Consider the following 25,850-nt stretch of genomic DNA (forward strand, 5'->3'; position numbering starts at 1 on the left):
ATAGGTCACCTTCGCCTGTTATTGTTGCGCTTCGGTCTTCTTTTTATGGGCTTTTGTGGTTGAATGGTCCGGGGAAAACCACTTAGAAAGGCGGAATAATCCAGCATGCGAACGACAGAAGGGCGAGCGCGCCGAGGCAGCTCTTCGGCACCCTCAGGCAACGGAACTGTTTTGGCTGACTTGGATGGCTTACTGTTGACCTCCAAAAGCCACACCCGTCCATGGACATCGACTCCCAAATCAATTCCGAATTCTCCGTAATGCCCAGGCAGTGATTCTTCTAAAAGGATCGCGAGCTTAAGTGCTACTGTGTGTAACGTTTGAGGGGATGGTCGTATCGCGCTCGCCCGTGGTCCACATACTCGCAGTGCCTGAAGGGGAGTCATCATTTGCCCACCTCTGGATATATTGGAAACAATGCTGTTTAATCCCAGGCGAGCGACCATGGAAGTGACGGACCATTCGCCTTTTCGGTCTTTTTGTACCAATACACGAAAGTCTGTCGGTCGTCCTTGGATGCCAATTAACGGTAACCCTTGCTGCAGCAAATAGGATGTGCCTTTTGTCCTTTTTTGCAAATACTGATGTAAGCCCTGAATGCTAGCAAATGATTTGCGCAATCCTCCGGGGAACGCGAGCTGGTATCCTCCGGGTGAACTGCGAACTCGAATGATCCCGCGCCCCATGCTGCCGTTAGCTGGTTTAGCATAAATCGTGCGATAGGTAGATAGCATTTGTCGCAGGTCTTCTTGATTCAAATAACGAACCATGCTGGGAAGATGCTCGGAGGCTGTCGGTTGATTCTCAAGAGCGGCGTGAACATGCCACTTATTCAAAAAACGCTCGTTAAAAAAGGGAATGGAAGCTTCCTTGCAGCGTTGAACCCAGTTGGCCATCTGTTCACTTCGTTCGCGTTGGCGGGACACGAGTCGGTTGTAAATGCATTGTGGAAGCGGAAGTAAGGTTTGTCTCCAAACGCCTCCTTTTCTAACGAGGCCGCGCACAGTTCCTGCATCCCAGTTGACATCCTGAAGCCGAAATGCGCAAAGGATCCCTCCGCGTTTACGGGTGATATCGGACATTTCGTGAAAGAAATTGTTTAGGTGTCCAAACGGTCCTTGCGAGGCCGCTGCATTGTAGTTTGAAACAAGAACACCTACATACGGTCCGAAAACGATTGTTTTCTGATTCGTATCATAACGGACTAAGAGTGGAACGCCCTTGGGTAGATAGAGTGATTGAGCTAAAGAGGGTCGAATGAAGGTTTTGCCCGAGGTTTTGCCTCCCCGTTCCCAACCGCCTACGCGTGCGGAAACGGTTTTGTTCCCAAATTGGACCGAAATGGTGGATGGTGTTGAAAGATTCCATTTGCGCAAGTGCGCCTGGGGCAGGTAAAGGTCTACTTCCGATATTATCTCGTTTTCGACAACGATTGTTGGAACGTAGGACATGAGTATCCCCTTCCCATCAGGCAAAGTTAGTCTATGGTATGAGCATCCAAAACGTTTGGTGCCATGTAGAGAAGAGAGGTTGTTAGGATTTATGAACGCTTGGATACTATTAGTGAACATTGCAGTAGGCTCTGTCATCGGTGGAGTGACGAATGAGTTAGCCATCCGAATGCTGTTTAAACCAGTAAAACCGTGGTATATAGGCAGGTGGAAAGTGCCTTTTACTCCGGGATTGATCCCGAGAAGACGAGACGATATCGCGATACAAATGGGCAGACTCGTCGAAGAGCATTTGCTGACGACAGAGGGGGTCAAGCGTGCGCTGAACCAGAGTGGTTTGGAGAGTACACTGACAGGATGGATGAACACCATCGCTCGCGATTGGATGACAGATGAGCGTAGTCTACGTCAAGCATTGCTCACAGTGATGCCACAGTTATTTAAGGAAGACGGAACGTGGAGTGAGGGCGTCCGAGCGCCTATCGAGGCGAAATGGGGTGCCTTTGTCGATCAGGTTCTGGCACAATATGAAGAGAAAAAACTGCGAGAGTTGGTTACGGACAATGGACGCGAGCGTCTGGATGCTGCACTTGGCAGTGTGAGCGAACTGCTCTTGAAACGTTTCCGTGAATATTTGCATTCCCCGGAAGGTCAGCAAACCTTGCAAAACATGGTTCGCGGATTGCTCGGCGGAGGCGGAGGCATGTTTGGTGGCTTGGTCGGGATGTTTCTTGGGGATGACAAGATTTTGGGCAAGATTCTCCCGTATCTCGATGAGCTTTTGCAGAGCAGAGAGCTTTCGGAACGCGTGCACTACTTTTTGCATAATGAAGCGGACAAGCTCTTGGACAAAAATGTGGGCGAAGTGGTTGCCTGGATTGGGCGAGATCAAGTGGACGATTGGGCGCGAAAGCTTTTTGCCAAGCTGGAGGAGCAAAGCCTGCGTATCGTGGACGAGCCTCTGTCTCGTTTGACGGCGCCTATTTCTGAGACAGTGACAACGGAACTCGTTCCCCGTTTGGCCAAGTGGATGGTGGACACGCTGCAACAAAATATAGAGAGAATATTTTCGCGCCTAGCCATCCGGGATATTGTTACCCGGCAAGTAGAGGGTTTCCCGATTGAAAGAATTGAAGAGATGGTAGTCGGAATCTCAGGCAAGGAATTCCGCATGATCACCGTGCTTGGATTTATTCTTGGCGGGATTATTGGGCTTGTCCAAGGTATATTGGCAAATTTGGTTAGTTAAACAAAACTGAAAAGAAACTGTAACTGTGTTGTAATAATCCTGTAATATTCCTTGGGTATGATAAAAGCACGATGAAAACCCCCTTAATGATATACTTTCTGGTCGGTAGCTTTCGAAAAAGCTACCCTTTTTTTTTGCCCCGCCTTCGGGTATATTGGTCGAAGGAGCGCACGTACATGGAACGGGTGGGAGAAAAGGAAGGGGGAATAGCAATATGGCAACGAAGCATGAACAAATCTTGCAACATATTGATCGCCTTCCGATCGGTTCGAAGATTTCCGTGCGGCAGATCGCGAAAGACCTGGATGTGAGTGAAGGGACTGCATACCGCGCGATCAAGGAAGCGGAAACGCAAGGATACGTCAGCACGATTGAGCGTGTCGGTACGGTGAGAATCGAGAAGAAGCAGAAGGAAAATATTGAACGTTTGACCTTTGCGGAGGTTGTGAACATCGTCGATGGTCATGTGCAGGCTGGACGTGAAGGCTTACACAAGACCTTGAATAAATTTGTAATAGGAGCCATGCAGCTCGAAGCCATGATGCGCTATATCGATGCCGGGAGTCTCTTGATTGTCGGTAACCGCTATCAGGCACATAAAATCGCTTTGCAGCAAGGGGCTGCTGTATTAATTACCGGAGGATTCGATACAAGCGAGGAAATCAAGCAGCTTGCTGACCGCTTAGCGCTGCCAATCATCTCCTCCAGCTACGATTCCTTTACAGTTGCTTCGATGATTAACCGAGCCATCTATGATCGCCTGATCAAAAAAGAAATCGTAATGGTAGAGGATATTTTGAAGCCGCTTGCAGAAACGCCTGTTTTATTGACATCCGATTCTGTTGCCAAGTGGCATCAGTATACGGAGCTGTATCAGGACACGAGATTCCCCGTTGTTGACGAGCAGATGCGTCTGATCGGGATTGTTACTTCCAAAGACATCATCGGTCATGAGGAGACGGCCATAATCGACAAGGTCATGACGAAGAACCCGATTACGACCTCGCCGCGGGTATCTGTAGCGTCATCTGCGCACACTATGGTGTGGGAAGGAATCGAGCTATTGCCTGTCGTAGACAATCATCGCAAGCTCGTAGGGGTCTTGAGCCGCAACGACGTGTTAAAAGCGCTGCAATTTACAGCGAAGCAACCACAGATGAGTGAAACATTCCCGAATCTGATCATGTCCCATTTCCGGGAGGAGCGACAGGCAGATGAGATGGTCTATCTGGGTGATGTGAGCCCACAAATGACCAACCATCTCGGTACGATTGCCAGCGGAATCATGACGACGGTCATGGTCGAGGCTGCTTGTAACCTGTTGCGCCACCATCGTCGAGGAGACATGGTACCGGAAAATATCACCGTCTATTTCCTAAAGCCAGTCCAGATGGAAAGCCATATCGAAGTAAAGCCGCGCCTATTAGACATCAGCCGCCGCTTCGGAAAAGTCGAAGTATCTGTATTCCACGGCGACCAGCTCGTGGGGCAGGCCATGATTACTGCGCAAATTATTGAGCGATAAAGGAACAGTCTCTTTATGACTGTTCTTTTTTGTTTGGAAAAGTGGCTGTAGTGGGGAGAAGAAGCGCATTTCCAGTCTACGCTTCGACCTCCGCCCCGCAAGGGGTGAAGACTGTCCGCTTCGGAATAAATGGCGGGAGCGCTTCAAACGTTGAGGTTTCGAGGAAGTATTCCATAGGTGAAGCTGAAATTCCCCGCCATTCATTCCTACGCTGAGATGGGCTCCAGAGGCGCTTGACTGGAAATGCGCTTCTTCTACGCAGCTTTGGTAATAAAGCATCATGAAAGTACTTTCATGAAGTAAAAATCATCTCTGATTCACTGAAAAACCAGCTACAACAAAGTAAACAGCCGCTTCAAGGAAAAAGGAGAAAAAAGCGAGGCTCTTTGGGACACCAGCCGAGGCGCAGTGGAAAAAGGGAAACACGCCTTTAAGCGTCCACTTCTGAACATGCTCCATGGGGAGGACTACTTTGGACGCGGTTTCCCTTTTTCCACGGAGACGTGCAGGAATGACCCCCATGCAGGGGGCCCAAGAAGCTCGAGCGTTTTCTCCTTTTTCCGCTGCCACCAGTAGCAACGATATAGAATTTGTTTATCTCCTACGAATTGACAGGCAAAGCAATGCAACTTATCATCTAATTAGAACATCATCTAATCGGAACGAATAAACAAAGAAAGGAGCACCCCATTTTGCAATTAGACCAACTCGTCACCTTTTACAAAGCACTCGGAGACCCCACGCGCGTACGCATTCTCGCGATTTTGGCAAACGGCCCCCTACATGGACAGGCGTTGGCAGGCAAGCTCGGCGTGACACCTCCGACCATCACACATCATATGGCAAAGCTTCGAGAAGCAGGTGTCGTTTACGAGCGTCGTGATAAAAACACCATCTATTTCTATTTGCATGATGCCAATGTAAAACGACAGTCGCAGGCAATCGTGAATGTCATGGAAAAAGCAAAGGATACGTCAGTAGAGGAGTTATTTGCAGAAGACACCTTACATGTTCAGAGGAGGCACCAGATGGCAGCCGAAAAAATGCAGGTTATTCGCAGCTTCATTACTCCAGATGGCAAGCTGAAACAAATCCCGTCCCAGCGTAAGAAAAAACTGATCGTCTTTGAATACATGGTGCGCGGTTTAGAAAAAGGGCGCAAGTACAAAGAACCGGAGATCAACGAGTATATCCGTCAGTTCCATGAGGATTACGCTACGATTCGCCGGGAATTCATTATGAATCATTATATGTATCGAGAAGAGGGGATCTACGAGCTGAACCCAGAGGAAATGTGGGCAAAAGCCGAGGACCTGCAATAATGGGAAATGTTTCCTCCTGACTTGAACAGAAAAAAGGACAACCTTCGGCACTGCCGCTCAGGTTGTCGAAGCAATAGAATGTCACACAAATTCATTATAGCGAGAGCTCTAGCAAGTTTGTATGATAAACGGCTGGGAATAGAGGAAAAGTATTTCCAGTCATCCTTTCCCAAAAATGAAAAAGGCATGCGGAACGTAAAGCTGTTCCCATGCCTCTTTTTATACTCCTTTTTTCAATTCTGCCTGCCAAGCTGTACGATAACGGAAATAATTGCGAGTTCCCAAAAATAAATTCATAGCCCCTACAATCAGCATGATCAACGCAACGACAATACGGAGCGTATCGAGAGAATCAAAAGTAAACTGATTGATACCGAACAAAGAGACGAGTATCCCCAATGACACATTCATTTTCCCCAGCAACATACGCGATTCAAGCGGATGGATGCCTCGTCTACGCGCATGGATACTATAGTAGACACTGGCTACTAGGGAAGCGAGAACACCGGTCATGTAAAAGGCAGACCACATAGATGGATTCATCCTTTCTATCCTTTCTAGCCATTCTGGTATTACCCATCCTACCAAAATCAGGGGATAACGGTCAAATATAGGTAGGAACGTTTGTTCTTATCGTCCGTATACGTTATACTTCCGGTATAATGTAAGGGAGAAAGTTTCAATCGTGAAAAGTGAGAGGGGTAATATCATGACCTCCTTTGTCCATTTGCATGTTCATACGGAGTATAGTCTGCTGGATGGAGCAGCACGTATCGATACGCTAGTGAAGCGAGCCAGCGAATTGGGCATGCATGCACTGGCAATGACAGATCATGCCAACTTGTACGGGGCAATCCCGTTTTATAAAGCTTGTCTGGAGGCAGGCATCCGACCGATTATCGGGATGGAATTATACGTAATAGATGGGAATCTTCAAGATCGCGTGCGAAATGCACCGCCGCCTAGTCATCTGATCGTTCTCGCTGAAAATGAAACAGGCTACCGCAATCTCCTGAGGTTGGCAACAATCGCGAATACAGATGGCAACTACATCCTTCCGCGTCTCAACAAAGAGGTGTTGGCAAAGCATACGGACGGCCTCATTGCACTGAGCGGCTGTCAGCAAGGGGAAGTAGCCAAGCTGTTACTGGCTGGAGAAGCGGACACTGCCAAAGAAGTAGCCCTCCGGTATCAGCGAATGTTTGGTGAGCAGCATTTTTATTTGGAGCTGGCTGATCACGGATTGGAAGTGGAGCGCAGGCTGAATACTCGTCTCGTGAAACTAAGCCAGGAGACGGGGATTCCGCTGATTGCGACCAACAACGTTCACTACATCCACAGAGAGGATCACCAGCAGCATGATATCTTGTTGGCAATCAAAGAAGGCAAGACCATTGGCGAAGAAAACCGTTTTCGTTACGAGACGGATCAGTACTATCTGAAAAGCGCTGAGGAAATGGCGGCGCTCTTTGCTTTTGCTCCACAGGCGTTAGCGAATACGGTAGCTGTTGCAGACAGATGCAAGCTGGATCTTACCTTTGGTGCGCATATTTTGCCGGAATTTCCCTTGGCAGAGGGACAAGATTCGACGCAGTATTTGCGTGAACTGTGTGAAAAGGGCTGCCTGGAGCGATACGGTGAGATTACGCCGGAGGCACAAGCGCGTCTAGATCACGAGCTGGCGATCATTACAGGGACGGGCTTCACTGATTACTTCCTGATTGTTTGGGATTTCATGCGGTACGCTCACGAAAACGGGATACCGACTGGACCTGGACGAGGTTCTGCGGCAGGTAGTCTGGTCGCGTACGTTTTGAAAATCACGAATGTCGATCCACTTCGCTTTCAGTTGCTCTTTGAACGCTTTCTCAACCCGGAGCGGGTGACGATGCCCGATATTGATATCGATTTTTCCGTAGAGCGCCGTGACGAAGTCATTCACTATGTAGCGAGCAAGTACGGTCATGATCGCGTCGCCCAGATCATTACCTTTGGTACGATGGCGGCTCGTGCAGCAGTACGTGATGTTGGGCGGGCGCTAGGCTTGTCTTTGGGCATCGTTGATCGCGTTGCCAAAATGATTCCGCAATCGCCAGGCATGACGATTGAACGAGCCATGCAGATCAACCCGGATATCGGCAAGCTATGTGCGGAAAACAAACAGGCAGCGCAACTGATCGAAACGGCAAGGGGCGTAGAAGGTTTGCCGCGTCACGCCTCTACGCATGCGGCGGGTGTCGTCATTTCGCGTGAACCGCTGACGAATTACGTCCCATTACAGACGGGCAATGAAGGCTTGGCGCTTACTCAATATCCGATGGAAATTCTCGAAGAAGTCGGTCTGTTGAAGATGGACTTCCTCGGCTTGCGCAATTTGACAATCATTCAGGAGACGTTGCGTCATTTGCAGGAGCAGGGAATATCGCTTGATCTGGATAAGCTGCCGACAGACGATGAGAAAACGTTTCGTATGTTCTCCCGTGGGGAGACAACCGGTATTTTTCAACTGGAATCCTCAGGGATGCGCAATGTGCTGCGAGATTTGAAGCCGAGCAGCCTTGATGACATTATTGCGGTTCTCGCCTTGTATCGTCCGGGGCCGATGGAGATCATCCCGCAGTATATCGCCGCCAAACACGGGACTAGCAAAGTACAGTACGCTCATCCTGTTCTCGAGCCGATTTTGCGGGAGACACACGGCTTTATGATTTATCAGGAGCAAATCATGCAGATTTCCTCGACACTGGCAGGCTTCAGTCTTGGTGAGGCAGATATTCTACGCCGAGCGGTCGGGAAAAAGAAACGGGAGCTATTGGCGGAACAGCGGGAGAAGTTCGTGGCTGGTTGCGTCCGACAAGGGTACGGAGATGAGCTGGGCAATCAAGTTTACGATTTGATCGTGCGCTTTGCCGATTACGGATTCAACAAAGCCCACTCGGTTGCTTATGCAATCATCGCCTATCAGATGGCCTATTTGAAAGCAACTTATCCGCTTGCGTTCATGGCAGCCCTGCTCTCTTTGTCCATTGGAAGCCAAACGAGAATTGCCGAATACACGGAGGAAGCGCGGCGACTGCAGCTTATCGTACTCGGACCTGACGTGAATAAGAGCTTGGCCTACTTTACAGTGGAGCAGGATGCAATTCGATTTGGTTTGGCCGCAGTGAAAAACGTCGGCTACGGTGCCATTGAATCGATCGTCAAAGAGCGAAAAGGCAGACCGTATCGTGACGTCTTCGATTTTTGTGCGCGCGTGGATGCACGATTAGTCAATCGCAGAGTAGTAGAGTCGCTCACTTTATGCGGCGCGCTGGACTCGTTGCCAGGACATCGCAGTCAGCTTTTGCTATTGCTAGATGAGGCGGTAGGGAAGGCAAACAGCAAGAGAATCGAGCGTGACGCCAACCAGCTCAATCTTTTTGCGGGAGAAGAAGATGCGGCACCTTTGCGGGAGCCAGCAGAATATCCCGAGGTACCGCCACTCTCACATACGCAGCAATTAAAAGAGGAGCGGGATTTGATCGGGGTATACATCTCTGGTCATCCACTTGATCAGTTTGCCCATGTCGCAAGTCGCCCGGAAGTAACAGTGATCTCTTCGTTGGGGGATGTGCCGCGCGACAAGACGGTAAAAGTATTTGGAATGATAACGGAAGCCAAACGCATCCAAACGAAAAAAGGGGACCCGATGGCATTTATTATGCTAGAGGACAAAACGGCACCAGTAGAGCTGGTCGTTTTCCCGCAGGTGTATGCAAAGTATGCGCCACTGCTCGAGCGCGAGCAAATCATCGTGGCAGAAGCCCGAGTCGATCACCAAGAAGACATGGTCAAGCTCTTGGCTTCCCGTATCTGGGATGCACAAACGCTGCCGCAGCCGAAGTCTGAGACTGTATTGTTTGTCAAAATATCGGCAGAGCAAGAGCACGATTCGACGCTGCAAAAACTTTCACGGTTGTTTGTCGAAAAAAAAGGAACGATTCCCGTTATCCTTTTTTACGAAGGAAAAAGACAGACAATTCGCCTCCCAGAAGCAAATTGGGTAGACGTAGATGAGTCATTTTTGGAGCAAGCGCGAGAAATTGTGGGGCCTGACAGCGTAATTCGGAAAGAAATGCCTATAAATTGGGGAGGATGAGGAATGTCCTCCCTTTTTCGCCGTTTTCGGCAGGTTTACAGGAGAACAGATTTTTATTATATTGAGAGCATAACTCAATGAGTGGTCAGACCACTTGGAATAACCCAGGCATTTTTACTGCCTACAAGCCATCATAGAAACTATTATCGTGAAATGGAGTGGGATCTCATGTCCAACCTGAGAGAAGAAGCACTGGAGCTTCACAGAAAACATCAAGGAAAATTGGAGGCAGTGACCAAGGTACCCGTTCGCAATGCTTACGATCTGAGTCTTGCCTATTCTCCAGGGGTTGCTGAACCTTGCAAAGATATCTTTGATGACAAGTCCAAAGTTTACGATTACACGATGAAAGGCAATCTGGTTGCAGTAGTCAGCGACGGTACTGCTGTACTGGGTCTCGGAAACATTGGACCAGAAGCCGCAATGCCGGTTATGGAAGGGAAAGCAGTTTTGTTCAAATCCTTCGCAGGCGTAGATGCATTCCCAATCTGCTTGAATACAACAGATGTAGATAAAATCGTAGAGACAGTAAAACTGCTCGAGCCTACTTTTGGTGGCGTGAACTTGGAAGATATCGCGGCTCCTGCATGCTTCGAAATCGAAGAGCGTTTGAAGCGCGAAACAAACATCCCGATTTTCCACGATGACCAACACGGTACAGCGATCGTTACAGCTGCAGGTCTGATCAATGCACTGCGCGTGGTTGACAAAAAGCTGGAAGATATCCGCGTAGTAGCAAACGGTGCAGGTGCAGCTGGTATCGCGATCATGAAGCTTTTGATTTCCATGGGCGTGAAAGAAGTGATCATGGTTGATACAAAAGGAATCGTGTACGAAGGCCGTCCATACGGTATGAACCCAGTGAAAGAACAAATGGCAAAAATTACAAACCGCAGCATGCTGCAAGGTGACCTGGTTGATGCCATGAAGGGCGCTGACGTATTCGTCGGTGTATCCGTAGCTGGCGCTGTTACACAGGACATGGTTCGTTCGATGAACCGCGATCCAATCATTTTCGCTATGGCAAACCCAGTACCAGAAATCATGCCGCAAGAGGCAAAAGAAGCAGGTGCGGCAGTAATCGGTACAGGCCGTTCCGACTTCCCGAACCAAGTAAACAACGTACTGGCATTCCCGGGAATCTTCCGTGGCGCTCTGGATGTACGTGCAACGGAGATCAACGAGGAAATGAAGCTGGCTGCTGTATATGCAATCGCAGACCTGATCACGCCAGAAGAGCTTACTGCGGATAAAGTAATTCCTTCCGCATTTGATCCACGTGTAGCGCCAAACGTAGCTGCGGCAGTAGCAAAAGCAGCGATGGAAACGGGTGTTGCTCGCATCACAGTTGATCCGGAAGAAGTAAAACAAAAAACAATGAAATTGACAGCTATCTCTTACCAAGAAGCGTAAAATACTCTTTATCGAGGCACCGATGACACCCTCCGCGAAAAAACGTAGGTATTTTACAAACGTGGAGGGTGCTCCTCGTTGAAGGTACGAGTAAGGAGGATAATCGTGCTCGACTCTTCCCAAGATCGAAAGGTTTACGAAGGAATTCTCCTGCAACTTCATGAAATCATTCAGGAGCAAAACTTGCGGCCCGGGGACAAGCTGCCGTCTGAGCGGGAGCTGTCCGAGCAACTGGGAGCAGGACGTTCATCTGTACGCGAGGCTCTTCGGGCTCTGGAGCTGCTCGGACTCATTGAGACGCGTCGCGGGGAAGGCACCTTCCTCAAGCATTACCGACACAATCGGCTGATCGATATTCTTGGCTTTTTTATCCTACGGGATACGAAAACCAAGAAGGACTTGATCGAAATGCGGCGAATGCTAGAGCTGGATGCTGTCCGCCTAGCCTGTAGACGGGCGACTGACAAGCATTTTGATGAAATGGAACGCATCCTGGCCATTGCAGAGGAAAGAGTAGCAAGAGGTGAGGTACCTGCGGAGGAAGACTATCAGTTTCATCGTGTCATATGTCGCTCCAGCCGTAACTCGATTCTGCATCGCATCTGGACGCCTTTGGTTGAGTACAGCAACAGTATTCGTATTGAATCACTGTCGCGCGAAGGTAGAGCGAGTGCAGCACTCGTAGAGCATCGACAGATTATGGAAGCCATTCGCGAAGGCGATGTAAACGTGGCATTAGAGAGAATGAAAAAGCATTTGGAGAACAGTAAGCTATAGTTTTCCCCTAATTTGCGAGGGGCGCTGGCGCTGTGATATGATGATGCAGACCTGTATTGGACGATTGAGGAGGAAGCCAGCATGTGGACGGTCATCTACATCGCTCCTAGCGCTAGAATTGCAGAACGGATACAGCAACGTTTGACAGATGAAGGATTTTTGGCAAAAATTCGCGAAGGCAAGGTCTCCAAGCAATACGAGATTCTCGTGCCTGAGAGCGAACTAAACGAAGTCCGGGATGTACTCGGCACGATCCTTCACTGAAGAGAAAGGTGGGTTACCTGTGCTTAAAGATCTTTTTGGGAAAAAGCGCAAATTCGCTACAGTTCCTTCTGAGACACTAGCACGTGTCCCTGCTTCCACCGACATTAGCAAGGAAGCGGGTACGAAAGAAAAGGAAGTCCCTGAGGGATTGATGAATAAATGCCCACATTGTGGGACGATTCACTACTCGAAGGATTTGGAGAAGAACTTGCGCGTCTGCAAAGGCTGCCAGTTCCATTATTCCATGTCCGCTCCTGAGCGCCTGCAAGCGCTTCTGGATGATGGGGTTCTGAAAGAAGAATTTGATGCCAATTTGATAACAGCCAATCCACTCGGTTTTCCTGGTTATTTGGAAAAACTGGAGCAAGATATGGCCAACACCAATTTGAACGAGGCGATCATTACAGGCGAAGGTTTCCTAGGTGGGAACCGCATTGTGATTGGGGTCATGGATTCTCGTTTCCGTATGGCGAGCATGGGCTCGGTCGTCGGGGAAAAAATCACGCGTGCAATTGAGCAAGCGATCGAACGGCGTTTGCCTTTCATTCTGTTCAGTGCATCTGGTGGAGCACGTATGCAAGAGGGCGTATTGAGCCTGATGCAAATGGCGAAAACCAGCGCAGCGTTGTCTCGATTGGATCGCGAAGGCTTATTGTTTGTCTCGGTCATGACGAACCCTACATATGGTGGGGTATCAGCCAGCTTTTCTTCGTTGGGAGATTACAATATCGCAGAACCAGGAGCTATGATCGGTTTTGCTGGGCGTCGAGTCATTGAGCAAACGATCCGTCAGGAGTTGCCAAAAGACTTCCAAACAGCGGAATTCTTGTTAAAAAACGGGCAGCTCGATATGGTGGTACACCGTAAGGACATGCGAAATACGCTGTCCAAACTGGTAGAGATGCACACGTCTCGGGAAGGAGTAGAAACATGGCAGGCGAGCTCTCCTTTGAAAAGCCATTAGTAGAATTACAAGATAAGATTAAGGAATTGCGCCGTTTTACTGAAGAAAAGGGAATTGACTTCTCCGAAGAAGTACAGCGTCTCGAACAAAAATCAAAAGAGCTTGCTGCGCAAATCTACGGCAATTTGACTCCATGGCAACGCGTACAGCTGGCTCGTCATCCGGAACGGCCAACGACTTTGGACTATATACAACTACTTTTTACTGATTTTATCGAGGTTCATGGAGACCGTCTGTTCGGAGACGACCATTCGATTGTGGGTGGAATTGCCAAGCTGGATGGACGTCCGGTTACAGTCATCGGTCACCAAAAAGGGAAAGACACAAAAGACAACATCAAGCGTAATTTCGGGATGGCTCATCCTGAAGGCTATCGGAAGGCATTGCGCATTATGCAGCAAGCGGATAAATTCGGTCGCCCGATCATCTGCTTTATTAATACATCAGGGGCATATCCTGGAAAAGCGGCAGAAGAGCGCGGTCAGAGCGAAGCGATTGCCCGCAATCTGCGTGAAATGGCGACATTTGGCGTGCCAATTATTTGTATCGTCATCGGGGAAGGCGGAAGCGGTGGAGCCTTGGCGATCAGCGTAGGTAACCGTATCTATATGTTGGAGAATTCCTATTACTCCGTGATTGCACCAGAGAGTGCAGCAGCGATTCTCTGGAGAGATTCCAGCTTGGGTATGCGTGCAGCGGAGACGATGAAAATTACGGCACCTGATTTGTTGGAATTAGGAGTCATTGACGGAATTATTGATGAACCATTCGGAGGAGCCCATCGTGATTTGATCGCGCAGGCAGGAATGGTCAAGGCGGTCATCGCGGAACAACTAGAACAGCTAGGCCGTTTAACTCCAGATGAATTGATACAGGAACGTTACGAGAAGTTTAAACAGATCGGACAATTCGCCTCCCTGTAAGAAACAGGGGGCGTTTTTTTCTTTTTTCTCTGAGGAAAATCTGCTACAATCGAAGTCGAATGAAAGAGTTATCAGAGCTTTCAAAAAGTATGGCACATATCTTTTGAGTGTATAACAGATATGTGGATTTGAGTGATACAGCATGTTTCATACAAAGTATGGTACATACTGTTTCCGTTAAATGACATGCTAAAGACGATACGATTGGAGAGGTGGATTCCATGCGGAAACTTGCAGTTCTCACTAGCGGTGGAGATTCTCCTGGAATGAATGCCGCCGTCCGTGCGGCTGTACGTCGTGCTCATTTTCACGAGGTACAAATGTTTGGGGTTTACCACGGATACGAAGGGCTGATGAGGGGAGATATCAAGGAGATGTCTCTAGGCTCTGTTGGGGATATTATCCAACGGGGAGGAACCATTCTCTACTCCGCTCGCAGTGAGGCATTCAAGACGGAAGCCGGACAGCAAAGAGCGGTGGAACAATTACGTGCTCATGAAATTGAGGGTCTGATTGTCATTGGGGGAGACGGATCGTTTCGCGGTGCACAGAAGCTAACCGAAAAAGGTTTCCCGACTATTGGCGTACCAGGGACGATTGATAATGATATTCCATGCACCGATTTCACGATCGGGTTTGATACGGCATTGAATACCGTTGTGGAAGCGATCGATAAAATTCGCGATACGGCCACCTCGCATGAACGCACGTACATTATTGAAGTAATGGGGCGAGATGCTGGTGATCTGGCATTGTGGTCAGGGCTTGCAGCAGGTGCCGAGTCCATTATGATCCCAGAAGCGTCGCAGGATATGGACGACATTATTGAACGTTTGCATGCTGGACAACGCCGTGGTAAAAAGCATTCCATCATCATTGTGGCGGAAGGGGTAGGAAGTGCCGCTTCTTACGCCGAAGCGATCACGAAAGAGACAGGCTGGGAGACTCGCGTGACGGTACTGGGTCATATTCAACGTGGTGGTTCCCCTACTGCGATGGACCGAATGCTGGCGAGCCGAATGGGTGCCGCAGCTGTCGATTTGTTGCTGGAAGGCAAGCAGGACCGAATGGTTGGGGTTCAGAACAACCAGATCGTTGATGTTGATTTTCAGGAAGCATTGGCGAAAAAGCATCAATTGGATTTATCCATTTATCAATTGGCGCGCACGCTATCTATATAAAACTGACAGTTTTTACGAGTGTCGAGGAGGCCTACATCCTATGTTAAGGAAAGCAAAAATTGTATGTACCATCGGACCAGCGAGTGAATCGGTTGAAACGCTGAAGAAACTAATTGAAGCAGGAATGAACGTAGCGCGTTTGAATTTCTCGCACGGTTCCCACGAGGAGCATGGGGCGCGAATCGTAAACATTCGTCAGGCATCAAAAGAAACCGGGAAACCCGTTGCAATCCTGTTGGATACAAAAGGTCCTGAAATTCGCACGGGTACGCTGGCAGTAGATGCAGTCGAGCTCGTAGAAGGAAACACGCTGATCCTCACCACGGAGGAAGTAGCGGGTACCGCAGAGCGCGTCTCCATTACGTATCCGGAATTGCCACGTGATGTGAAAATCGACGATACGATCTTGATCGACGACGGCTTGATCGGGTTGACTGTACAAGAAGTGCGTGGCACCGAAATCATCTGCTTGATCAAAAACGGTGGAACACTGAAGAGCAAAAAAGGCGTCAATGTTCCTGGTGTCAAAATCAACTTGCCAGGTATCACAGAAAAGGATGCGCAGGATATCGAATTCGGTATTGAACAAGGAGTCGATTTCATCGCGGCTTCCTTCGTCCGAAAAGCATCGGATATCTTGGAGATTCGCCAAATTCTGGAGCGCCATAACGTGCGTATCGATATTATCGCGAAAATTGAAAACCAGGAAGGCGTCGATAACGTAGACGATATTCTGGTAGTAACAGATGGAATCATGGTTGCGCGTGGTGATTTGGGCGTAGAGATTCCGGCAGAAGAAGTACCTCTTGTTCAAAAGAAGCTGATCAAAAAATGTAACGAACTCGCGAAGCCAGTCATTACGGCAACACAAATGCTTGATTCTATGCAGCGCAACCCACGTCCAACACGTGCGGAAGCAAGTGACGTTGCGAACGCCATTTTCGATGGGACAGACGCAATCATGCTCTCCGGAGAGACGGCTGCCGGTAAATATCCGGTTGAGTCTGTCGAGACCATGGTGCGGATCGCTGTACGTGCAGAGCAAGAGCTGAATTATCGTGAGATCTTGTATGCACAAGCACAGCTTAAACAAGTGACGATTACGGATGCGATCAGCCAAGCTGTATCCAATGCAGCATTGGATCTGGACGCAGCAGCAATTATTACAGCGACCGAAAGCGGACACACTGCTCGCATGGTATCAAAGTTCCGTCCGAAAGCACCAATCGTGGCTGTAACGCCGCATGAAGCGATTATTCGCCGTCTTGCACTCGTAAATGGGGTGTATCCGGTGAAGGGCGAAATGGCGAATACAACCGATGAAATGCTGGAGATGTCTGTTCAAGAGGCGCTTGATGCAGGCTTCGTTCGTCATGGCGACCTCGTTGTGATCACAGCAGGCGTGCCTGTGCGTGAAGTTGGGACAACGAACCTGATGAAAATCCACGTCATTGGCGATGTGGTAGCAAAAGGACAGGGTATCGGCCGCAAAGTTGTCACAAACAAGGTAGTGATTGCTAGATCAGCTGAAGAGGCACTGGCGAAGGTAGAAGAAGGAGCAATCCTGGTAACCATCGGTACGGACTCCGATATGATTGAAGCGTTTGGCAAGGCAGGAGCGGTGATTTGCGAAGAGGGCGGACTTACCTCTCACGCAGCTATCGTAGGCCTGAATCTCGGCATTCCAGTCATCGTAGGAGTGCAATTTGCTACGGATGTATTGAAGGACGGACAAATCGTTACAGTGGATTCCGAGCGTGGGCATATTTACTCAGGGCACGCCCGGATTCTGTAGGCAAAACTACTCATCTTTAATGGAGAGTGCCTCTGAAGGGTGACCAAAGGGTCACCCTTTTTGGCTTGGTGTAAAAAGATTAGCCGACGAACTACCTGATAAGTTTTACCAGATAACGGTGATTATTAGGTGATGCAAAGCGAGTGGGAATCTGTTAAAATCGGTCGGTGGCTTTGTGTCAGAACGGATGAAATCCATACGTTCGGGGTTTCCAAAACATGCCAGAATGGATGTTGTAGCGCTCGCTGCCTGGAAAAGGCTGAACATAGAGGTGTCCATCTGTACGTCCAATGTTCGGGATTTTGTGTCAAGTGTTTTTTTTAGGGTAAACACAACATCTAGTATTGTCGAAAATTATTTCGCACAATATATAGGTAAAACTATTGAGTTTTACAGATAAAGATAGTTAAACTAGAGAGGATAGATTTGAAGGAGGAACGATATGCTGGCGACCGAAACCGTATCCCGAACTCAATTTTTGCGGGATGAATTCTTAGATCAATACCCTGATTTTCCGAACCATATGAGTCCTCTGGGACAATTTGTTTACTACCGTACTTATTCTCGCTTTGTGCCGGAAAAAGGAAGACGGGAAACGTGGAAAGAAACTTGCCGCCGCTCGGTGGATTACAATATTAAGCTGGCTTATCAGCATTTGAACAAAATCGGAATGAACGCCGATTCCCGCGCAATGGAAAAAGAGGCAGAAGGCTTGTTTGACAACATGTTCAACCTTCGTCAGTTTTTGTCTGGCCGTACCTTGTGGGTTGGTGGAGCAGACAATGGTGTAGCGGATTTGTATCCGTTGGCGAACTTCAACTGCTCCTTCCTGAACATCAAGTCTTGGGATGACTTGGGCGATTTGTTCTACCTTCTCTTGGTAGGAACTGGCGTAGGCTTCAAATGTACGAAGGAAATGGCTGCTGGACTGGGCCCGATTCGCACGAATGTTTCGCTGCTTTCTTCTGAATACAGACCGCTGCCTAAGCATCAGCGCCTGGAGCGTTCTGAACTGAATGTACTGGATAACGGATTTGCCAAAATTTATGTGGGTGACAGTAAAGAAGGCTGGGTAGAATCCCTTCGTCTCTACCTGCAAATTTTGACAGATTCCACTTACGAACACATTCACACCGTGAAAATCTCTTATAACAGCGTGCGTCCGAAAGGCGAGCGACTGAAGCGCTTTGGCGGTACGGCTAGTGGTCATGAGCCGCTTCGTGAAATGTTTGAAGGAATCGATAAAGTGTTGAAAAACCAAATCGACCAGCATTTGGAACCAATCGAGAGTGATGAAAAAGGATACGGTAAAATCCGTCCGATACATATCCTCGACATTGGAAACCTCATCGGAGCAAACGTCGTAGTAGGTGGCGTGCGCCGTACAGCGGAAATTTTCCTGTTTGATCACGATGACTACGAGTGCATGCTTGCAAAATACGGCATCAATGGCTTCTGGACGGAGGATCAGCTGAACCATCACCGTCGTGTAGGCGAGCTGTTGGGAGAGCACAAGCCTGTATGGTTTGACACCATCCAAAATGTAGGGGACGGACGCGTTGGTCTGGATCACCGCCGCATGTCCAACAACTCCATCGCTTTTACCCAACAACCGACCAAACCATTCTTGAACCTTGTGTTCACCTTGATGCAATTGGAAGGCGAACCAGGCTTCATCAACCTGGAAGAAGCAAACCGTCGTCGTCCAAATGCAGAGGGCCTGAACCCTTGTGCAGAAATCCTGCTCGATTCTTATGGCGTCTGCAACCTGACGACAGTCAATCTGGTTGAATTCGTGAAGGATCGCGGGGATGGTTCCAAGTATCTGGATCTCGATGGCTTGCTGGAAGCACAACGTAAATCTGCTCGCGCTGGACTGCGCATGACGCTGGTAACGTTGGAGCTGCCGCATTGGGATACCGTTCAACAGCGTGACCGTTTGCTCGGAACTTCCCTTACTGGTGTGAAGGATGCGCTGGCATCCCTTGGCTATACAGAAGAGCAAGAGCTCGAACTGCTGCGCCAGCTGGGCGATGCTGCTCGTGACGAGGCGAACCGTTATGCGTATGAGCTGCGTGTGAACTCTCCACTCTTGGTAACGACTGTGAAGCCGGAAGGTACGCTGTCTCAAGTAGCTGGTGGTGTCTCCAGCGGTCTGCACTGGTCCCATTCGCCGTACTACATCCGCCGCATTCGCATCAATGCTGAGGATCCATTGGCAAAAGCGGTACAAAATCTTGGCTGGACAGTCAACCCAGAGGTAGGAACACCAGGCGAAACGTATGAAGAGCGCATGGCAAATGCACGTACACTCGTAATCGATTTCCCTGTAGCATCAGGAGCAGAAGAAACGAAGAACGAAGTAAGTGCAAAGCGCCAATTCGATACGTACTTCCGATTCCAGAAAGAATATACGGAGCACAACTCTTCGAACACCATTACGGTACGCAAGGAAGAGTGGGCAGAAGTAGAAGACATCGTTTACGATAACTGGGATAATTTCGTAGGTGTATCCTTCTTGCAATTGGATGGCGGAAACTACCAATTGGCTCCATATGAAGAGTGCACCAAAGAACAGTACGAGGCATTGAAGCAGTCCATGAAGCCATTTGATCCTGCGATTTTGCAGCAGTATGAAACAGGCGGCGAGGCTGACCTGTCCACCGCTGAATCTTGCGAAGGCGGAGCTTGCCCGATTCGTTAAGCGATCTGAATAATAAGAGGCAGACTGAGAAAATCAGTCGGCCTCTGTTTTTTTATGTGGCTGTAGGGGAGAGAAGAATATTTCCAGTCTAGGCTCCAGGCTCCGTCCTGCTGAGGGCTAGGACTGCCCGCTCCGAAGGGATTCGCGGGGAAACGCAAAAGTGGTAGCCGCTACGTCGTATGGGCACGGTTGCGTTTCTTTTACCCGCGAATCCCTTCTCCGCTAAGTAGGACTCCACAAGTCGCTACGTCTGGAAATATTCTTCTCTGTCGTGACTGAGGACATTTCTCCATTCTTTTAAATCTTTAAAAGCCCGTTTAAAAACGGAAAGCTCGTAGAGGAAACAGGAGAAAACAGCGAAGATCTTAGGGACGCCGACCGAGACGCAATGCAAAAAGCGAAACACGCCCTTAAGCGTCCACCTCTGAAAACACATCCTGATAGGACAACTTTGGACGCGGTTTCGCTTTTTGCATGGAGTCGTGCAGTCAATCCCACAGTGGGTGGACCTAGAATCTGAGCGTTTTCTCCTGTTTCCTCCCCACCACTACAGCAACAACTTGATGTTCTTATGTATGTGGCTATGGTGGAGAGAAGAATATTTCCAGTCTAGGCTCCAGGCTCCGTCCTGCTGGGGGTTGGGACTGTCCGCTCCGAAGGGATTCGCGGGGAAACGCAAAAGTGGTAGCCGCTACGTCGTATGGGCACGGTTGCGTTTCTTTTACCCGCGAATCCCTTCTCCGCTAAGTAGGACTCCACAAGTCGCTACGTCTGGAAATATTCTTCTCTGTCGTGACTGAGGACATTTCTCCATTCTTTTAAATCTTTAAAAGCCCGTTTAAAAACGGAAAGCTCGTAGAGGAAACAGGAGAAAACAGCGAAGATCTTAGGGACGCCGACCGAGACGCAATGAAAAAAAGAGAAACAAGCCCTTAGCGTTCACCTCTGAGACACTCCCTGAAAGGACAACTTTGGACGCGGGTTTCGCTTTTTTTCATGGAGTCGTGCAGTCAATCCCCAAGCGGGTGGCCCTAGAATCTGAGCGTTTTCTCCTGTTTCCTCCCACCACTACAGCCACATAGGGGTACTATGGTACAATCATCCTATAGAGAAAGGAGCGATCCAAAATGACTCCGTTTATTCATTCCCACCGATTGCGTGTCCGCTATGGCGAAACCGATCAAATGGGTGTGGTCTACCATACGAATTATTTGAACTGGTTTGAAGTAGGAAGAACAGAACTGATTCGCCATGCGGGAATCACCTATCGTGAGCTCGAGGAAAAAGGCGTACTTCTGCCTGTCACAGATGCGAACATCTCTTACAAACAGCCCGCCCGCTATGACGATGAAGTAGAAATACGGACACGTGTAAAAGAAATCAGTCCTGTCCGTCTCACATTTGCTTACGAGATTGTTAGATTGACTGATCAACAGCTGCTGGTGTTAGGTGAGACGATGCATGTATTTACCAACACAGCTTTGAAGCCGATTCGCTTGTCGCGAACGGTACCTGACATCTATGATTGGTTGGACTCCCAGCATAAAGGAGGGGAATAGGCATGTTCCGCTTTTTTGTCATTCTATTTGTCGTTGCGTTTGGTTTAGAGCTTTGGGGGCTTATTACCATTGGATCATGGATCGGCGGCTGGAATACAGTCGTGCTGGTCATTCTCACGGGGATCTTGGGAGCTTGGCTTGCGAAGCAGCAGGGGATGCAAGTATTCCGCATGGTCCAACACCAGTTGTCGCGTGGCCAAATGCCTACAGATTCGCTCATCGATGGTGTCTTGATCCTGATCGGTGGCATTTTGCTCTTGTTGCCTGGATTCGTCACGGATGTGATTGGACTGGTCTTTCTCATTCCGTACACACGGATGATCATTCGTCATCTATTAAAGCGCTGGCTGTGGAACCTTATCTCGTCTGGTCGTGTTCAATTGTTTTTCCGACGCTAATACAAATATTCCTTATGAAAAAGAACCGCTCCGAGCTACGTACAAGCTGCTCGCAAGCGGTTCTTTTTACATGAGGTCAGGTTTTCCTCCCACGGATGTAGCCCCATACATCTACGAAGACGTTGGCTTTTACCAAAGCGTTGATCATGACGAGTGAAACAGGTCCGATGATCAAGCCCAGGAATCCGAATAGCTGGAGACCAACAAACAGCGCGACTAGCGTGAGGAGCGGGTCGAGACCGACGTTTTCCGCAACGACTTTTGGTTCGATAATTTGACGGAAAATCAAGACGACCCCGTACAAAATGGATAAGCCAATGACCATCGTGTAATTGCCCTTGAAAAACATGTAGATGATCCAAGGAACAAAGACGGTCCCTGTCCCAAGATAAGGCAAGAGATCGACCAAGCCCGTGATCAAGCCAATCGTAATCGCGTACTCGACACGCATGACCAACAGGCCAATGATGACGATGGCAGCGGTTAAGGAGATGAGGGTCAACTGTGCCTTGACGAATCCGAACAAGGCATTGCGCAAATCGATGAAAATTTGATCGAGACGGCTGTTTACCCCAGTTGGCAAAAGACGACGAGCCCGCGCTTCCCAAAGGGCAAAATCTTTAGAGATAAAGAAGGCACCCATGATGGAAATAACGGAAACTGTTGCCATATTAGGGAGTGAGAGAAGCAGGTTTTTCAATCCATCCAGGAATTTGACGATCAAGTTCTGCCCGACATTCGTGATGGTCGAGATTGCACTGCCTACCGTACTGGCGAGCTTCTCTTGATATCCTTGATCAAGCTGAGCATAAAACCACTGAATCTGATTGTACAGTCCCATTAAAAAGTCTTGAGAAATCGTAGTTTGCAAATAATGGGCCAGCTCCTGTGCAACGACTGGCAAACGCTTGGCCAGCTCTCCGATTTCCACGACCGTTTCTGTGATGATCAGTGTGGCCACTCCGCCAGCGAGCAGTATCAAAACCAAGAGCGCGATAATGACCGAAAGCCAGCGGGGAATCCGGAACTTTCTGGTCATAAACGTAACAGGCTTGTTGATGATGAGCGCAATGAGTAAAGCGATTATAAATGGGTACAGTAAAGGTGTTGCGTGTTGGAATACCCAAATCCCTACATAGACAAGCAGGCAGACCCATAACAAGCGAATGATTTGAAAGAGGCGCTCTACCCAGTTTTCCTGATTCAAACGATTTCTCCTTTCCGCCGCGAAGGTGCGAACATAATACTGATGTTTCTATTATGCAGTATGCCTCATAGGTGGAGCAAGAACGCGAAAAAACAAAACTCCGTTTCACCCTTCGAAACATTTTTTCGCTAACCTTATTCACAAAATCGCAATAATCTTTTATAATTGGGTCGTCTTAGTGGATTCTTTTCTCTCGCCTCTCCCCTTGCACGAGCGTCATTTTCATTTACGACCTTGTGAGGATTTGCGTGGATACATTCCCTGTCAAGAGTGGTGGATGAAAGAAACCGCTGCTTACAATTTCATAGATAGGATGTTCAAAAAGTCGTCTATTTTGACTTGATCAGGCCGTTTATCAGTCATGGCGGACAAGCGAAGACTAGATAAGCACTACTACTTGAGTGGAAAAGGAGAGGGAGTTCTATGACAACTACTCGTGGACTTGAAGGCGTTGTTGCCGCTCAATCATCTATCTGTTCGATCGTCGATGGGGTTCTTTGCTATGGCGGGATCAACATCGATGAGCTGGCAGAACATGCAACTTTTGAAGAGGTTGTATATTTGCTCTGGCATGGAGCGTTACCGAAGCGTGATCAGCTGGACGCTTTGAAAAAACAATTGGGTGAAAATGCAGCAGTGGCCAAAGAAGTGCTGGAAAGCATTCGCCACTATCCAAAAGGCGTACACCCAATGGCGGCGTTGCGCACAGCTGTCTCTTCGTTAGCGCTCTACGACACAGAAGCGCAAGATATGTCTCCAGAAGCCAACTATCGGAAATCGATCCGTCTGATGGCACAAACTCCTACCTTGATCGCTGCTTACGAGCGTATGCGTAAAGGTTTGGAGCCAGTAGCTCCACGTGCAGATTTCACGATTGCACAAAACTTCCTCTACATGCTCACAGGCCAGGAGCCAACAGAAACAGCAGTAAAAGCGTTTGACGTTGCTCTGATCCTGCATGCTGACCATGAGTTTAACGCATCTACATTCTCTGCTCGCGTATCTGTTGCGACCCTGACTGATATTTATTCCGGTATCGTGTCTGCAATCGGTACGCTCAAAGGCCCTCTGCATGGTGGCGCTAATGAAGCAGTAGCGAAAATGCTGAACGAAATCGGCGGCATGGCTAACGTAGAATCCTACATCCGCACCAAGCTGGATAACAAGGAAAAAATCATGGGCTTCGGACACCGTGTATACAAAGATGGTGATCCACGTGCGAAATGGCTGAAAGATATGTCCAAAGCACTGACCGCGCAAATCGGTCGCCCTGAGCTGTTTGAGATGTCTGTGAAGATCGATGAAATGATTTCCGGTGAAAAAGGATTGAAGCCAAACGTTGACTTCTACTCCGCATCTGTTTACATTTCACTCGGCCTCGAAACGGACCTGTTCACACCGATTTTTGCTATCAGCCGTATGTCCGGTTGGACAGCACACATCATGGAACAGTATGAAAATAATCGCCTGATCCGTCCTCGCGCGGATTACACCGGTCCGGTCAACCAACACTACGTTCCAATTGACCGCCGCTAAGAACTCGCTATTTTCGAGCGTAGAGGGCAGGTGGTCAGCCAGGCTGATCGCTCCTGAGCGCAAGCTTGAGAACTACCACAAGTGAGTGGTAGTTCTCCTACGTCTGGAAATATTCATAATCACCAAATATATATAACACTGGAGGGATTTTTTGTGTTTAAAAACCTGACGCAACCAACTGTAGGCGAAAAAATTACTGTGGATAACGGTAAATTAGTAGTTCCAAACAATCCAGTCATTCCTTTCATCGAGGGTGACGGTACTGGCCCTGACATTTGGAAAGCTTCTGTTCGCGTTCTGGATGCAGCTGTAGAAAAAGCTTACAAGGGCGAGAAGAAAATCGCTTGGTTCGAAGTATTCGCAGGTGAAAAATCCTTCAACCAATACAGCGAGTGGCTGCCAGAAGATACGCTGACTGCTGTTCGTGAATACCTGATCGCAATCAAAGGTCCTTTGACTACGCCAGTAGGCGGCGGTATCCGTTCTATCAACGTAGCACTGCGTCAAGAGCTGGATCTGTATGCTTGCGTACGTCCTGTTCAATACTTCGATGGTGTTCCATCCCCAGTGAAACATCCTGAATTGACTGACATGGTAATCTTCCGTGAGAACACTGAAGACATCTACGCTGGCGTAGAGTGGGCTGAAGGTACTCCAGAAGTGAAAAAAGTAATCGACTTCCTGCAAAACGAAATGGGCGTGAAGAAAATCCGCTTCCCAGAAACTTCTGGTATCGGTATCAAGCCTGTTTCCAAAGATGGTACAGAGCGTCTGGTTCGTGCAGCGATCAACTATGCGATCGAGAACAACCGCAAATCCGTTACCCTCGTACACAAAGGTAACATCATGAAGTTCACGGAAGGTGCTTTCAAAACTTGGGGATATGCAGTAGCTGAAGCAGAATTCGGCGACAAAGTATTCACTTGGGCACAATACGATCGCATCAAAGCTGAAGGCGGCGACGCTGACAAAGCACAAAAAGAAGCAGAAGCAGCTGGCAAAATCATCGTGAAAGATGTTATTGCTGACGCGTTCCTGCAACAAATCCTGACTCGTCCAGCTGAGTACGATGTAGTAGCAACACTCAACCTGAACGGTGACTATGTATCTGATGCACTGGCTGCACAAGTAGGCGGTATCGGTATCGCTCCAGGTGCAAACATCAACTACCTGACTGGTCATGCGATCTTCGAAGCAACTCATGGTACAGCTCCGAAATACGCTGGTCTGGACAAAGTAAACCCATCCTCCGTGATCCTGTCCGGAGAAATGATGCTGCGTCACCTGGGCTGGAACGAAGCAGCTGATCTGATCATCAACTCCATGGAAAAAACCATCTCTGCGAAAACAGTAACATACGATTTCGCTCGTCTGATGGAAGGCGCAAAAGAACTGAAATGCTCCGAGTTTGCTGACGCTCTGATTCAAAACATGTAAGATAGAT

At 48.7% G+C, this 25,850-nt stretch carries 19 protein-coding genes; 16 read left to right on the forward strand and 3 right to left on the reverse strand.

Annotation, left to right across the window (positions count from 1 at the left end):
- Positions 1-5: 5 nt before the first annotated feature.
- Complete coding sequence (locus ODZ53_RS11320; RefSeq protein WP_372677058.1) at positions 6-1,451, reverse strand: YheC/YheD family endospore coat-associated protein; 1,446 nt, start codon at positions 1,449-1,451, stop codon at positions 6-8.
- 91 nt (positions 1,452-1,542) lie between these two features.
- Between ODZ53_RS11320 and ODZ53_RS11325 the strand changes: the two genes are divergently transcribed.
- From ODZ53_RS11325 to ODZ53_RS11335, 3 genes are all read left to right on the forward strand, one after another.
- Entirely contained in the window at positions 1,543-2,700 is a 1,158-nt protein-coding gene (locus ODZ53_RS11325) for a DUF445 domain-containing protein (protein WP_372677060.1), read from the forward strand.
- Between the two features lie 214 nt (positions 2,701-2,914).
- On the forward strand, positions 2,915-4,225 hold the full coding sequence (locus ODZ53_RS11330; RefSeq protein WP_012685098.1) for a DRTGG domain-containing protein: 1,311 nt from the start codon (positions 2,915-2,917) through the stop codon (positions 4,223-4,225).
- A 692-nt stretch (positions 4,226-4,917) separates the two neighbouring features.
- A complete protein-coding gene (locus ODZ53_RS11335) occupies positions 4,918-5,547 on the forward strand; it encodes a DUF2087 domain-containing protein (RefSeq protein WP_172140983.1) in 630 nt (209 codons plus the stop codon).
- A gap of 219 nt (positions 5,548-5,766) precedes the next feature.
- Here ODZ53_RS11335 and ODZ53_RS11340 read toward each other — a convergent pair whose 3' ends face one another.
- Positions 5,767-6,078: a YtpI family protein gene (locus ODZ53_RS11340; protein WP_199930246.1), complete on the reverse strand. Its 312-nt coding sequence runs from the start codon at positions 6,076-6,078 to the stop codon at positions 5,767-5,769.
- 178 nt (positions 6,079-6,256) lie between these two features.
- On the opposite strand from ODZ53_RS11340, the gene ODZ53_RS11345 reads away from it, so the two are divergent.
- From ODZ53_RS11345 to ODZ53_RS11395, 11 genes are all read left to right on the forward strand, one after another.
- The gene (locus ODZ53_RS11345; protein WP_372677062.1) at positions 6,257-9,685 is read left to right on the forward strand and encodes a DNA polymerase III subunit alpha; all 3,429 of its coding nucleotides are present in this window, start codon (positions 6,257-6,259) and stop codon (positions 9,683-9,685) included.
- Positions 9,686-9,853: 168 nt separating this feature from the next.
- A complete protein-coding gene (ystJ, locus tag ODZ53_RS11350; RefSeq protein WP_234127128.1) occupies positions 9,854-11,098 on the forward strand; it encodes an NADP-dependent malic enzyme in 1,245 nt (414 codons plus the stop codon).
- Between the two features lie 105 nt (positions 11,099-11,203).
- Positions 11,204-11,875 (forward strand): FadR/GntR family transcriptional regulator, encoded by a 672-nt coding sequence (locus tag ODZ53_RS11355; RefSeq protein ID WP_012685105.1) that lies wholly within the window; start codon positions 11,204-11,206, stop codon positions 11,873-11,875.
- An 81-nt stretch (positions 11,876-11,956) separates the two neighbouring features.
- Positions 11,957-12,139, forward strand: coding sequence for a glutamate decarboxylase (locus ODZ53_RS11360; RefSeq protein ID WP_199930248.1), 183 nt, complete (start codon positions 11,957-11,959; stop codon positions 12,137-12,139).
- A gap of 19 nt (positions 12,140-12,158) precedes the next feature.
- Positions 12,159-13,103 (forward strand): acetyl-CoA carboxylase, carboxyltransferase subunit beta, encoded by a 945-nt coding sequence (gene accD / locus ODZ53_RS11365; protein WP_372677064.1) that lies wholly within the window; start codon positions 12,159-12,161, stop codon positions 13,101-13,103.
- Positions 13,070-14,026 (forward strand): acetyl-CoA carboxylase carboxyl transferase subunit alpha, encoded by a 957-nt coding sequence (gene accA / locus ODZ53_RS11370; protein WP_012685108.1) that lies wholly within the window; start codon positions 13,070-13,072, stop codon positions 14,024-14,026. Before accD ends, accA begins: the two co-directional genes overlap by 34 nt.
- 221 nt (positions 14,027-14,247) lie before the next feature.
- Entirely contained in the window at positions 14,248-15,207 is a 960-nt protein-coding gene (pfkA, locus tag ODZ53_RS11375) for a 6-phosphofructokinase (protein ID WP_199930250.1), read from the forward strand.
- A 40-nt stretch (positions 15,208-15,247) separates the two neighbouring features.
- Positions 15,248-17,002, forward strand: a complete 1,755-nt coding sequence (gene pyk / locus ODZ53_RS11380) for a pyruvate kinase (RefSeq protein WP_372677067.1) — start codon at positions 15,248-15,250, stop codon at positions 17,000-17,002.
- Between the two features lie 442 nt (positions 17,003-17,444).
- Positions 17,445-19,706 (forward strand): ribonucleoside-triphosphate reductase, adenosylcobalamin-dependent, encoded by a 2,262-nt coding sequence (gene nrdJ, locus ODZ53_RS11385; RefSeq protein ID WP_372677069.1) that lies wholly within the window; start codon positions 17,445-17,447, stop codon positions 19,704-19,706.
- A 1,127-nt stretch (positions 19,707-20,833) separates the two neighbouring features.
- Positions 20,834-21,265, forward strand: coding sequence for an acyl-CoA thioesterase (locus ODZ53_RS11390; protein ID WP_372677071.1), 432 nt, complete (start codon positions 20,834-20,836; stop codon positions 21,263-21,265).
- Positions 21,266-21,267: 2 nt separating this feature from the next.
- Positions 21,268-21,663, forward strand: a complete 396-nt coding sequence (locus ODZ53_RS11395) for an FxsA family protein (RefSeq protein ID WP_016738718.1) — start codon at positions 21,268-21,270, stop codon at positions 21,661-21,663.
- 76 nt (positions 21,664-21,739) lie between these two features.
- On the opposite strand, the gene ytvI is transcribed toward ODZ53_RS11395, so the two are convergent.
- Positions 21,740-22,870, reverse strand: coding sequence for a sporulation integral membrane protein YtvI (gene ytvI / locus ODZ53_RS11400; protein ID WP_372677073.1), 1,131 nt, complete (start codon positions 22,868-22,870; stop codon positions 21,740-21,742).
- Between the two features lie 423 nt (positions 22,871-23,293).
- Between ytvI and citZ the strand changes: the two genes are divergently transcribed.
- Positions 23,294-24,406: a citrate synthase gene (gene citZ, locus ODZ53_RS11405; protein WP_087349851.1), complete on the forward strand. Its 1,113-nt coding sequence runs from the start codon at positions 23,294-23,296 to the stop codon at positions 24,404-24,406.
- A gap of 153 nt (positions 24,407-24,559) precedes the next feature.
- Positions 24,560-25,843: an NADP-dependent isocitrate dehydrogenase gene (gene icd, locus ODZ53_RS11410; RefSeq protein WP_012685116.1), complete on the forward strand. Its 1,284-nt coding sequence runs from the start codon at positions 24,560-24,562 to the stop codon at positions 25,841-25,843.
- Positions 25,844-25,850 lie beyond the last annotated feature (7 nt).

The sequence above is a fragment of the Brevibacillus sp. BD137 genome (assembly GCF_041644655.1).
In the GTDB taxonomy this organism is placed as follows: Bacteria; Bacillota; Bacilli; order Brevibacillales; family Brevibacillaceae; genus Brevibacillus; species Brevibacillus brevis_D.

What these genes read in the sequence shown, in the direction of transcription:
- ODZ53_RS11320 (WP_372677058.1), bottom strand. Translation starts at nt 1,451, where the DNA reads ATGTCCTACGTTCCAACAATCGTTGTCGAAAACGAGATAATATCGGAA.
- ODZ53_RS11325 (WP_372677060.1), top strand. Translation starts at nt 1,543, where the DNA reads ATGAACGCTTGGATACTATTAGTGAACATTGCAGTAGGCTCTGTCATC.
- ODZ53_RS11330 (WP_012685098.1), top strand. Translation starts at nt 2,915, where the DNA reads ATGGCAACGAAGCATGAACAAATCTTGCAACATATTGATCGCCTTCCG.
- ODZ53_RS11340 (WP_199930246.1), bottom strand. Translation starts at nt 6,078, where the DNA reads ATGTGGTCTGCCTTTTACATGACCGGTGTTCTCGCTTCCCTAGTAGCC.
- ODZ53_RS11345 (WP_372677062.1), top strand. Translation starts at nt 6,257, where the DNA reads ATGACCTCCTTTGTCCATTTGCATGTTCATACGGAGTATAGTCTGCTG.
- ystJ (WP_234127128.1), top strand. Translation starts at nt 9,854, where the DNA reads ATGTCCAACCTGAGAGAAGAAGCACTGGAGCTTCACAGAAAACATCAA.
- ODZ53_RS11360 (WP_199930248.1), top strand. Translation starts at nt 11,957, where the DNA reads ATGTGGACGGTCATCTACATCGCTCCTAGCGCTAGAATTGCAGAACGG.
- accA (WP_012685108.1), top strand. Translation starts at nt 13,070, where the DNA reads ATGGCAGGCGAGCTCTCCTTTGAAAAGCCATTAGTAGAATTACAAGAT.
- pfkA (WP_199930250.1), top strand. Translation starts at nt 14,248, where the DNA reads ATGCGGAAACTTGCAGTTCTCACTAGCGGTGGAGATTCTCCTGGAATG.
- pyk (WP_372677067.1), top strand. Translation starts at nt 15,248, where the DNA reads ATGTTAAGGAAAGCAAAAATTGTATGTACCATCGGACCAGCGAGTGAA.
- nrdJ (WP_372677069.1), top strand. Translation starts at nt 17,445, where the DNA reads ATGCTGGCGACCGAAACCGTATCCCGAACTCAATTTTTGCGGGATGAA.
- ODZ53_RS11390 (WP_372677071.1), top strand. Translation starts at nt 20,834, where the DNA reads ATGACTCCGTTTATTCATTCCCACCGATTGCGTGTCCGCTATGGCGAA.
- ODZ53_RS11395 (WP_016738718.1), top strand. Translation starts at nt 21,268, where the DNA reads ATGTTCCGCTTTTTTGTCATTCTATTTGTCGTTGCGTTTGGTTTAGAG.
- citZ (WP_087349851.1), top strand. Translation starts at nt 23,294, where the DNA reads ATGACAACTACTCGTGGACTTGAAGGCGTTGTTGCCGCTCAATCATCT.